This is a genomic window from uncultured Porphyromonas sp., from assembly GCF_902489635.1.
In the GTDB taxonomy this organism is placed as follows: Bacteria; Bacteroidota; Bacteroidia; order Bacteroidales; family Porphyromonadaceae; genus Porphyromonas.
In genome coordinates this window covers 17,189-27,868 of sequence record NZ_CABUAN010000029.1, presented here as the reverse complement: position 1 = coordinate 27,868, position 10,680 = coordinate 17,189, and the positions used below count along the sequence as shown (strand labels likewise).

The 10,680-nt window shown below is 54.5% G+C and carries 7 protein-coding genes; all 7 read right to left on the bottom strand.

Translation table 11 applies throughout. From position 1 onward, the window contains the following. A partial coding sequence (locus tag RDM37_RS06485) for a hypothetical protein (RefSeq protein ID WP_308556023.1) occupies positions 1 to 716 on the bottom strand: 716 nt, incomplete at its 3' end. Between the two features lie 957 nt (positions 717 to 1,673). After that, entirely contained in the window at positions 1,674 to 2,012 is a 339-nt protein-coding gene (locus tag RDM37_RS06480; protein WP_007365939.1) for a DUF2149 domain-containing protein, read from the bottom strand. After that, positions 1,996 to 2,613: a MotA/TolQ/ExbB proton channel family protein gene (locus RDM37_RS06475; protein WP_308556021.1), complete on the bottom strand. Its 618-nt coding sequence runs from the start codon at positions 2,611 to 2,613 to the stop codon at positions 1,996 to 1,998. The genes RDM37_RS06480 and RDM37_RS06475 overlap by 17 nt, the downstream gene beginning before the upstream one ends. Positions 2,614 to 2,639: 26 nt before the next feature. Next, positions 2,640 to 3,344 carry a hypothetical protein gene (locus RDM37_RS06470; protein WP_308556019.1) on the bottom strand — a complete coding sequence of 235 codons (705 nt, stop codon included), beginning with the start codon at positions 3,342 to 3,344 and terminating at the stop codon, positions 2,640 to 2,642. Positions 3,345 to 3,347: 3 nt separating this feature from the next. Beyond that, the gene (locus RDM37_RS06465) at positions 3,348 to 7,622 is read right to left on the bottom strand and encodes a cobaltochelatase subunit CobN (RefSeq protein WP_308556017.1); all 4,275 of its coding nucleotides are present in this window, start codon (positions 7,620 to 7,622) and stop codon (positions 3,348 to 3,350) included. 34 nt (positions 7,623 to 7,656) lie between these two features. Beyond that, positions 7,657 to 9,615: a TonB-dependent receptor gene (locus RDM37_RS06460; RefSeq protein WP_308556014.1), complete on the bottom strand. Its 1,959-nt coding sequence runs from the start codon at positions 9,613 to 9,615 to the stop codon at positions 7,657 to 7,659. A gap of 122 nt (positions 9,616 to 9,737) precedes the next feature. After that, positions 9,738 to 10,385 (bottom strand): HmuY family protein, encoded by a 648-nt coding sequence (locus RDM37_RS06455; RefSeq protein WP_308556012.1) that lies wholly within the window; start codon positions 10,383 to 10,385, stop codon positions 9,738 to 9,740. Positions 10,386 to 10,680 lie beyond the last annotated feature (295 nt).

Below are 10,680 nucleotides of genomic sequence, written 5' to 3'. Positions count from 1 at the left end.
TCGCTTATGGTCAGGGTATCACCAGTAACCTCTCTGCACAGAACGAACTGGTTTCTTAATTTGACTTCATCGTCTTTAAGGGCAAACACATCAAGGTGGCTCAAGCTCAGTCCGTCCTTCGAGGAAAGGACAAACGTGGCAGTGCCGTTCTTTTTCTCAGGCACAACAAACTTGTACCAGTCCTCCGTATCTCGAGTGTCATCTCCATAGTATATATACCCCAAATGCCCGGTCGCCGTTGTTCCGCTCTCAAGCTGCGCGCCCTTATCGTATTGGTCGTTTGGCTCGCTGTCATTGGGGGTGGAGTTGGGGGCAAAAGTATATTTCAGGTTGTAACTGCCTTGATTTTTGTGCCTTGTTATCTGTACATAATAAGTGCCTGCCGCAAGGTCGCTTATGGTCAGGGTATCACCAGTAACCTCTCTGCACAGAACGAACTGGTTTCTTAATTTGACTTCATCGTCTTTAAGGGCAAACACATCAAGGTGGCTCAAGCTCAGTCCGTCCTTCGAGGAAAGGACAAACGTGGCAGTGCCGTTCTTTTTCTCAGGCACTACAAACTTGTACCAGTCCTCCCCGTGCGTGTCGGATAGCTGTCCGCTTTTCGTGTCCCCGCTGTTCATCAGCGTGGCGGTTTTCCAGTCGCTACCTGCCGCTCTCGCCAGCGGTAGCATGGCAGTCAGTAGGAATGCCATTATTAAAAATCTCACTCTCATAGTACTTTCTATTTTGGAGTTTTTGAAAAATGTTGGATTTGTACGGACGAATGCCCCGTACTTAGTGGTTTGTGGTTTTTTTTGCCATAGGCATTTTGCGTTAAGTGGACATATATGTTGGAACTGGCAGATAGGTGAGCCTAGTTTTCGAACAATCAAGTTTGCACCGTGAAGTTACAAATAAAATCAATAGAGTCCTAACGTTTTTGCAATATAAAGAGAAAAAGGTTTGTAATCCTCAGCGAGGGAGCGGAGTGGATAGTTGACATAGACTTGGAGAAGTTCTTCGACAATGTTCCTCAAGACAAATTGATGAGCTATGTAGGTCGCATCATCTATGACCTAGACACCGAAAGCTTGATACACAAGTATCTGAAATCGGGCGTAATGGAGCATGGTCTTAAAGGCAAGATGGTCAAGATAGACGAACACATACGCACGATGTTACGTAAAGTGATATGGAAGCAATGGAAAACTCCGCGAAAGCAACCCTGGGGGCTACGCAAGCTTGGTATTGTTAACTTTCCAAAACGGTTCCAGCGTTGGAAAACTTTTTTTCCAAGGTAGGAAAGTTTCTTTTCCAACGCTGGAAACTTTACTTTCCAACGCTGGAAAGTTTCAATCCCTAGGGAGGGACGAAAAAATCCCTAGGGAGGGAGCAAGTCGTCCCAAGGGAGGGATTTCTGTTTCCTAGGTATGAAACTCTAGTTTCTTAGGTATGAAACTCCAGTTTCTTAGGTATGAAACTAAATGGGCATACGGGGAAACGAAGTTTTTCAATCGAGGGGTTTGCTGTTGTCTCTACGGAGAGCAAGCGAAGCATTGGCACAAACGACAACCCCCACGTCTCTCTGGTCGTAGAGAGACGTGGGGGCTGTTGATATTTAGCGGCTGGTTAGCAACCTTTTAGCGATGGGTTAGGGGAGGCTTAGCGGTCTGTGAGCTGTCTGGCCCGTTTTATTCCTCGGGGATGTAGATGACCTCGCCATTCTCCAGCTCGTAGGCGATGCCGACGCGCTTACCGCGACGCTGACTGGAGGCGTCCTCGCTGTCGGTCGGTGTGTACCGCTCGATGGTGGAGCCTTTTTTGGAGATAATCTCCATATTGTCCTTGCCGGGGTTCTTGATGATGGTAAAGTCCTCCTGCGTGAGCATCTCGGTCATGCTAAACTTCGTGACCAGTGCCACCATCAGTGCCACGGCAAAGACCATCGCCACGTCAAAGAGGTTGCTCACGAGCGATGATGGATCGGTGTCATCGTGGCGCAGTGTGCGTCGCTTACTTCTTCGTCTCATCTTCAGCTTGGGTTAGGAGTTCGTCGATGTAGTCGATGTAGATGAGCTCTTGGTGGTGATAGCGGTGGAGTCTCTGCAAGGTCAGATAGCCGATGGCGGAGACGAAGAGCCCTAGCACGGTAGTCGCAAAGGCGACCTGCATATTGTACGCCATGGTCGCCATATCGCCACTGCTCAGCCCGACGAGCGCTGGTCCCATTGGTATGAGGGTACCCATTAGTCCGAGGATTGGACCGAACTTGGTCAAGACTTGCGGATAGACGAGTCGCTTGTCGAGGCGTAGCTCATACTCGCCAATGAGTAGGTTGCGCTCAGCAGCGGAAGCCGTGAGTAGCGAGCGCAGTAGCTCCTCAAAGAGGTCTAGCCGAGCTGTCTCTGAACTCTCACCGCCCAGCTCTTGGCGCAGTCTGCCGAGTAGTGCGCTAGCGTCTTCACGCTGATGGGAGAAGTAGCGTCGCTGTAGTCGCTTGTAGCGCTGTGCCCGCTCGATAAGTCCGCCCAGCATGAGGAGGGCTAGGAGAAAGAGTAGGAGTAGCCCAATGATCACCGGTATGAGGAGACCATTGGAGAGGAGAAACATGGTGTCTGAAATGAATTTCATAGTAATCTGTTGTGTGTGTAACTGTCTTATTTGCGTGAGCCTTTTGCCTTGATGAGCATGGCTATATAGCCGACGAGCACGCCGCCTGCGAGGGTCGCGAGGAGGATGCACAGCTCTCTAGGCGAGGAGCTGTCTAGCTGGACCTCTGGTGCTTGGGTGCGCTCTGGGATGAGGATGTAGGCAATGACGCTACCCACGGCTAGCACTCCAGCTAAGAGCATGGCGAGCAGACGGAGGAACTCCCGATCACGTATCAGGCGAGGTGTCAGCTCGATGAGTAGGAGGAGCACCACAGCAAAGGTTATGGTCACTGCCCAGTAATGGACCCCGGGCATGCTGTAGATGACGAAGCTCCTCAAGTAGCATAGCGCAGGTAGCATCAGTAGCGAGGGGAGCCATACGGCTATCTGGTGGCAAGCGGTCATGACTGCTACGACTAGTCCCTCCCGATGATAGATCGTACGCAGAGGTCGGCGCGCGGGTCGGTAGGTGACGACCGCCATCGTGAGCAGTAGCTCTAGTGAGACCAGCATGGCTAGTGTAGAGAGCTGCTCCGCCTGACGTAGCATGGCGTCAAGGGCTAGCTTGCTCACCCGCAGAGTCGCCTGATGGGTCGCCACCAAGCCGACGATATAGAGGAGCGCATGTGCTAGTCGCACCCTATGGTCAGATCGTACGGCTGTGGTGGTGAGCGCCACTAGGAGCGCAAAGATCGCAACGATGAGTAGCATCTCTTACTTCGTACGCTTCCTACGTCTGCTGTAAAGGATGGAGAGCACCAGTATGAGGACGATTACGACACCTCCGATGACAACCACCTCGGTCGTGGAGAGACTATCCTGATCCTCTGCAGAGGCAGAGCCAGTGGCCTGCTTCTTGCCCTGAGCCTTGTCCGAATCCTTCGAGAGTACCTGCTGCTTTTGGTCAGACTGTGAGGTCACCTTGAGCGCCTTGTCTAGGGCGGCGGTGTACTCTTGTTGCTGCTCGGGTGAGAGTTGATCCTGGATCATCTTACGCAGCTTAGCATTGTCACAGACCATACCGCTACAGCCAGCACCCGCCTTTGCCAAGCTCTCAGCATGGAGCCGAGCGATGGTCTGCTTTTGCTCAGCAGTCGCCTGCCAGTAACCCTTGCGAATGGTCTCCATCATGGAGGCGGTGAGGTCTTGCAGGGCTGCGGGGTTGTTGCGCTCGAAGAAGTCGACGGTGCCGAGCTGATGCTTGTCTACGACATACATATCGTAGAGGGCATCCCAGAGCTCCTTGTCGATGGCGGAGGGCTTCATGACGTTCCACGCATAGGTATTGCGGATGGTCTCGTCGATAGCGTCTGCTGCTCCAGCGCCCTCTTTGAGCTGCTCACGCACATAGGTGGGGTTGAGGATGGTGGTGCGAGCTTCAACGCCGATAGCCTGCTTGATCTCCTGCGTCTTGACACGACGACGGTTACGCAGATCGGTGAAGTAGCCCTCGGGGTCCTTGCCCGTGACGTGACGCACGGAGAGGGTCAGTCCGCCCATAAACTCATAGACGTGATCCAAGCTTAGCGCGCCCCACGTATTGCTCTGACGGGGCTGGACGACGGCATCCGTGTTTTGCAGTGCCGCCTCAAAGATCCCCTTGGCGGTCTCGCCCCAGAGATCTTCGTCGCCATAGATGGCGCCCATATTGTTCATGTAAACCTCAGCGATCTCGCTCTCCTTCTCCCAGCGGTCACCGCTCTCGACCATCTCCTGAATGCCAGTACCGTAGGCACCGTTGAGACCGCCGAAGATGCGCTTGCCGCTAAGCTTACGAGCCTGCTCGGGGGGTACGCCATGCTCTAGGAGCACACGCTCCGCCTCGACACGTCCCAGGGCTATCTGATTGGGTGTATTGCCATCCTTGGTCTCTGCGACGAGGTCCATAGCCTTTTGCAAGAGGAAGAGTCGGGAGGCTGCGATGTCTCGGAGCTGACCCGAGGTCTGTATGACCACATCCACACGAGGTCTGCCGAGCTCCTTGATGGGGATGACGCGAACGTCGATCACCTTGCCACGACGGTCACGCACGGGCTCGACTCCGAGGAGCGCCATGATCTCAGCAATGGTCGTACCCTCGCTCTCGATGAAGCTACTGCTCCAGAGCGTGAAGCTCACCTTGCGCGGTATCGAGTCGTTGTGACGAGAGCGGTAGTCAGCGATAAGCGCATCGGCTAGCTGCTGTCCGTCTTCCCACGCCTTTGCTGTGGGCGTCATCTCGGGATCAATGGCGTAGAGATTGCGCCCGGTGGGTAGTACGGAGGGACTAGCGATGAAGTCACCGCCTGGCGAAGGTGCCGTGTAGCCGCCACTGAGCGCATTGGCGAGAGAAGCTAGCTCGAGCTGTGGCGAAGTGACCAGCATTCGCTTATAATATGGTATCTGCGCTACAGAGCGACGCAACAGACTGATTCCCTCGGCGAGGAGTACCAGCTTGGGGTCTTGCTTCGTCTCGGCGCTGGCGGGCTTACCATGAGGAGGCATACCGCCACCCATTTCTTTAGGCATCCCCTTGGGCATACCTCCTGGGTGACCGCTAGGCATCCCGCTAGGCTTGCCCTGTGGCTTAGCTTTTGCCTTATCGCCACCCATCATACCGGCAGGCATTCCACCCATCATACCGGACTGTGCGCTCTCCTCTTGTTGCGCCTTGAGGAATTGGTCGGCACGAGCCAGCTCGGCACCACTGACGCCTAGCGACTGAAGGAGCGCATCGACCTCTCCAGAGGCAATCTCCCGATCCTGAACACGAGCCACGAAGCGGTCGGCAGGACGGAGGTAACGAGCGTTGAAGTAGACATCGTCCTTGATCTGAGCGTCGGTGATCCGTCCGCGAGACTTGTCTATCTGAGCCAGTGCATAGGCTATCGGGTCGACCGAGAGGAGGCGGACACTGGAGCGGATCTTCTCCGAGGAGAAGGGAACACCCGTCGTGTACATGCCGCCCACGATCTTAGCATTGGCCAGCTCGTCAATGAAGCTGGCGACTAGCTCTATCTCGTCTCTCGTATAGGGCTTGCTCATCGTGGAGTCTAGCTTGAGGTCTCTGTGGAAGCCCTTAGCGATGGTCATCTCTTTGATCCGCTTGGAGAGGGCATCGTCATCTTTTTCCGAAGCTAGGTAGCGGTCGGTCAAGTCGCGCAACGGTTGCATCTCTTTGTCTAGCTGCGTATCGATAAAGGGTGGAGCTAAGTAAGAGACTGCCTGCCCGTAGGAGCGACGCTTGGCGATCATACACTCGCCGACGTTGGCCGTCGTATAGTAATAGATGTGTGGCAGGTCACGCACAAGTCTGTCGGTGTAGTCGTAGTTGCTCAGAGCCACCTGCTTGCCAGGGATAAACTCCAGACTGCCGTGCGTACCGAAGTGCATCAGGACGTCAGCGTGCCAGCCGTTGCGAGCCCACAGATAGCTGGCTATGTATGGGTAAGCGGGTACGGAGGTAGAGCCGTGCACCATCTTGAAGTCTAGCTCTCCGCTACCAGAACCAGGTTGAGGTAGGAGTGCTACCTTACCATAAGTGAGTCGCGTCACCGCAATGCCCTCGACACCATCACGCTCTAAGACGAGGTCATGACCAGGGATCGCCCCGTAGTGAGTCTCTATGCTGTCTTTGAGTGCTGGGGGGAAGGTGTCGTCGATCCACTGCGTCAGCTCTTGCGTTGAGACAAAGGCTGGGTAGTTGCTGTGTAGCATCATCTGCTTGTTGCCCTCCGCATAGTTGTTATAGAGTGCGCCACGAGACATCAGATCCTTGGCAAAAGCTTCCTCCGTGTCGGGCAAGCCGGTCAGGTCGTACCCTTGGCTTTGTAGATACTTCAGGACGTTGTAGAGCGATGGCACTACCTCGATGCCTTGCGCCACGAGACTGTTTTGCCCAGGTCCCTTGAAGTAGAAGAGTGCTATGCGCTTGTCCGCATTGCTCATCGTCTGTAGCTTGATATAGCGGTGGAGTAGTGAGCAGAAGTCGGGCAGACGCTCTGGGATCGTGTGAAACTCCTTAAAGCCCTGCTTGTTCTCCCGCAGTGTCACCAGCGCAAAGGGGTGGATCGTGCCATCTATCTCAGGCGTTACAACAGTCTGGCTGAGGTAGCCGCCCCACATGCCTTGCTTGTCTTGTAGCCAGTCGCTATACTCCTCCGACACGATGAGCGGAGAGAAGATCGGTACGTTGTGCTCCTTGAGCCAAGCGATGGCTGGGTCGCCGCCGAAGCGTCCGTGGGCGAAGTAGATGACCGCCTGTGGCTTGATCTCTGAGAGGAACTCTAGTCGGCGTGTCATAGCACTGATGGGGTAGACGTTAAAGCCTGACTCCTCCAACGCTCCGATCAACTCGTCCAAGTAGTCGCGGCTCGATCCGAAGGGGCCTGCGATACCCGTAAAGAGCGCAATGCGAGGAGCTCCCTCCTTGTATCCATGCTCGTTGTAGAACTTCTGAAAGCTCTCGACGCTGTCGAAGGCGAGGTCGGGGTCTTCGTCCGTAAAGAGCAGGTCGTAGCCGTACTCTATCGGCTCCTCGATAGTACCCGTGCGGAGCGACTTACCGAGGACTTCCTTACGGATGTAGTTAAAGCCTGAGCGGTAGTTGCTCGTACCGCCATTGGCCAGATAAGACACCAGCGTCTCCTGCTGTAGCGAGTCTAGGTTAGAGATGTTATTCTCTGGCGTCGTGGTCATGTAGGCGAGGTACTTCAGCCCCTTCTCTTCGCCTAGCTGCTTGATCAGCGCGCGGTCCTCGTCGGTCCACTTGAGCCCCATGCCGAAGGCGATCATGGCGTCGTATTTTTTCAGCTCCGAGAGCTCCGTGACGGCTGTGAGACGCACATTTTTCTTGTCGGCAGCCTCCGCCATACGAGAGGCGACGAAGTCTGGCATATTGACCAGTGCGACCCGTACAGGCTTAGGCCACAAGAGATAGGTACCGAGGATGATGAGTATCAGTAGTACTGGTGCTCCTATGTAGTAGAGATGCTTCTTAGAGAAAGTCATACGTAGAGAGTCTTAGTAGGGGGGGGAGCCCTTTTTAGTAGTTCAGTGAGAGTGAAACGAAGTAGCTACGTCCAGGCGATAGCGATGCGCCCTGCTCGATGATCGGGGTCATATAGTTGAAAAGGTTGTCGCAGCCCAGTGTCAGGCTAAGGTCTAGGACAGTCTGCCAGCGCTGCGTGACGCTTGCCCTAAAGAGTGCGTAGCCAGGGTAGGAGGCGTACGTATAGTCGTCACTGGCATTGTCGTAGACGGCGGAGGTCACGCCACTGAGGTAGCGCCCTGAGACCTGCCCCGAGAGGGTGTACGAGCCCCAGCGGTGTCCATACTGTACGGAACCATTGATGTGGTGAGGTCGCGTGTTGCGGATATGGAAGGACTGCGTCTTGCCCTGCACCTTCATCTGCTCTAAGACGAAGGCGTAGTTGACATTGATATCAAAGTTTGCAAAGGGTGTGACCCGTAGCATCGCCGTACCGCTCCAGAGGTCTAGCGGCTTCTCTCCGTTGCGATATTGGAGTACACTGCCCTCCTGCTCGGGGCGCGTATAGATACGGTTGTTGATACGATTGTAGGAGGCCGAGAGGGAGAGATTCATAAAGGAGTTGTTGTACTCAGGCGCGATCATCACGAGGTGGCTGATCTCTGGCTTGAGGTCGCTAGAGCCTTTGATGCGAAACATACCTCTGTGGTCCCAGTCCATAAAGAGCTCCTTGAGCGAAGGCGACCTAAAGCCCTCGGAGTAGCTAACGCGTAGGGCGTAGTTGCGATTGCGCCACATGATCGACAGGCGAGGCGTCAGGTGCGTGCCATAGGTCGAGTGCATATCTTGACGGAGTCCCACGGTAGTGCTCCAGTTATTGTCCATACGCCAGAGCATCTGCCCGTAGAGCGTCTTGGTTGAGGCGCGGTGCACGTCATTCATATTGGTCACCTGTACGCTGCGGAGGTTCTCGTGGAGGATCTCCACGCCCGCATTGAAGGTGGGCTTGTAGGGATCTTCTGAGGGGTCGTAGTTGTACTGCATGCGCGCCGTCTGCGTCAGGTAGTTAAACTGAGGCTCCCAGGGACCCTCCTCCTCTGTGGCGAGGAAGAAGTACTTGTCTCGCTTGTACCCCTCGATGTGGTAGCTGGTCTCTATGGAGTGTCCGTCGGCGGGTTTGTAGAGTACTTGCAGATTGCCCGTGGGGCTTTGGTAGCGGTTCTTCTCCTTATCGTCAAAGTCCTGCATGCGTGAGTGAAAGCGTCCCGTAGCGGTGATCGAGAGACGCTTGTCTGGGGAAAGGTAGCGAAGCTTCTCTCCAATGTTAAAGGTGTAGAAGCCTGGCATCGTGCGTGGTCTATCGGCACTGACGCCTGGGAGCTCGTAGTCATGCTGCTTGGCATAGCCGCCCGTCGTGGTGCTGGTCACACGACCCAGTCTCATCACCAGACGACCGTTGTAGCGCTGTATGCTCTCTGTGTCGTAGTGGCTAGAGATGTTTGCCCCGAGCTTCTTGTGGCTCCGCTTCGTGATGATGTTGATCACACCGCCTATGGCATTGCTCCCATAGAGAGCCGAGCTAGAACCTTGTAGCATCTCGATGCGCTCTATCGAGGAGGGGTCTATACGCTCCAGGTCTACGCTACTGGCCGAGCCCTCGTTGGTCATGCGCTCACCATCTACGAGGAAGAGGTAGTAGTCTGCCGAGAGTCCCCGTATGCTCATCCGGTTTTGTGTGCCGTGGATACTCGTCTGCACGCCAGGGATGACCATCTGCAGCAGATCCTCCACAGATCGCGCCTGCACCGCTTCGATCTCTTTAGGCGAGACGACGCGGATCGGTATGGAGATGTTTTTCATGGGGCAGCGTGTGCGGGTACCGGTGACGACCACTGCGTCGAGGCACTTGATCCTCGTACTATCTACGAGTGTCGAGTCTTGTGGGATGGGTGTGGCGGAGAGAGCTCCTGCGAGGGTAAGTAGGGCGAGGAGGATATATAGAGACCTTTTCATATAGTAAAGCTTAGGGCGTAAAATGGGATAGGCTCAGTGCGCTTAAGAGACGCTTAGAGCCAAGCAAGCTCGGAGCCACAGAGAGCGGTCTCTCTAGTAGCTCCGAGCTGGTAAGGGAAGTATTACTTCTTGTCTGCCTGAATGGTATACTCGAGGGTGATGTGTCCCGTCTTCTTTGTAGCACTCTGATAGTCTAGGACGCGGACGCGGACGATCTTACCAGCTGCCGAGCGGACGAGAAAGACAGAAGGATCTATCGTCACCGTGGGAGGCATACCGGCCATGCTGATGATACCCTTATTTAGGTATCCCTGTCCCCCCTGGCCCTTAGGCTCTGAGGTGAGGAGGAAGTTGGCCGATTGCTTCTTGTACTCCATGTCGTGCTTGCCATCCTTGTTGGCTCCAAACTTCATCAGGAGCAGACCCTCACGGTCTAGCGTCCACTCGCTATCCTTAGGAGTAGGTATGTTACCCATTAGATCCTTCTGTGTGGTGCGAGCGGCTGCGCCCTGGCCCTTGCCAGAGGTACCACCGTTGGTCTTGAAGTCGTAGCGGTGCAGACCTAGATCCCACGAGAGATCGGTCTCAGGAGTGGATACGTTGACCACTTCGCCCTTGTCAAAGTTGATGTAGACCCACTTCGTGTAGTCGGAAGCGTCTACGACGATCTTTTTGGTCGCAGGCTTCGGCTCGTTATTGTCCTTGTTGCACGAAGCGCATAGTAGCAACGTCATGAGTGCTGCTAGAGAGAGTAGGATTGTTTTCTTCATATACTTTGTTTGCTTAGAAAGTTGGTTGTCTGATTGCACTGCAAAGGTATGAAGGAGAGCCTACGCAAATCAATACCTAAACATCGGTAATTAAGCTTGTGCCGTCCCAATGTTTAGACATAATCGTCCCATAGCACGGAGCGGTCAGTAGTGCTATCGCTAGCTGCTTCGTGTGGGGAGACGGGTGCATTCGTAAAAGTTCCATAACGGTTCCAGCCTTGGAACTTTTTAGTTCCAAGGGAGGAACTCTTTAGTTCCAGCGTAGGAACTTTTCAGTTCCAACGTAGGAACTCTT

Coding starts and splice junctions, on each gene's coding strand:
- RDM37_RS06480 (WP_007365939.1), bottom strand. CDS start 2,012: ATGAGACGAAGAAGTAAGCGACGCACACTGCGCCACGATGACACCGAT.
- RDM37_RS06475 (WP_308556021.1), bottom strand. CDS start 2,613: ATGAAATTCATTTCAGACACCATGTTTCTCCTCTCCAATGGTCTCCTC.
- RDM37_RS06470 (WP_308556019.1), bottom strand. CDS start 3,344: ATGCTACTCATCGTTGCGATCTTTGCGCTCCTAGTGGCGCTCACCACC.
- RDM37_RS06465 (WP_308556017.1), bottom strand. CDS start 7,622: ATGACTTTCTCTAAGAAGCATCTCTACTACATAGGAGCACCAGTACTA.
- RDM37_RS06460 (WP_308556014.1), bottom strand. CDS start 9,615: ATGAAAAGGTCTCTATATATCCTCCTCGCCCTACTTACCCTCGCAGGA.
- RDM37_RS06455 (WP_308556012.1), bottom strand. CDS start 10,385: ATGAAGAAAACAATCCTACTCTCTCTAGCAGCACTCATGACGTTGCTA.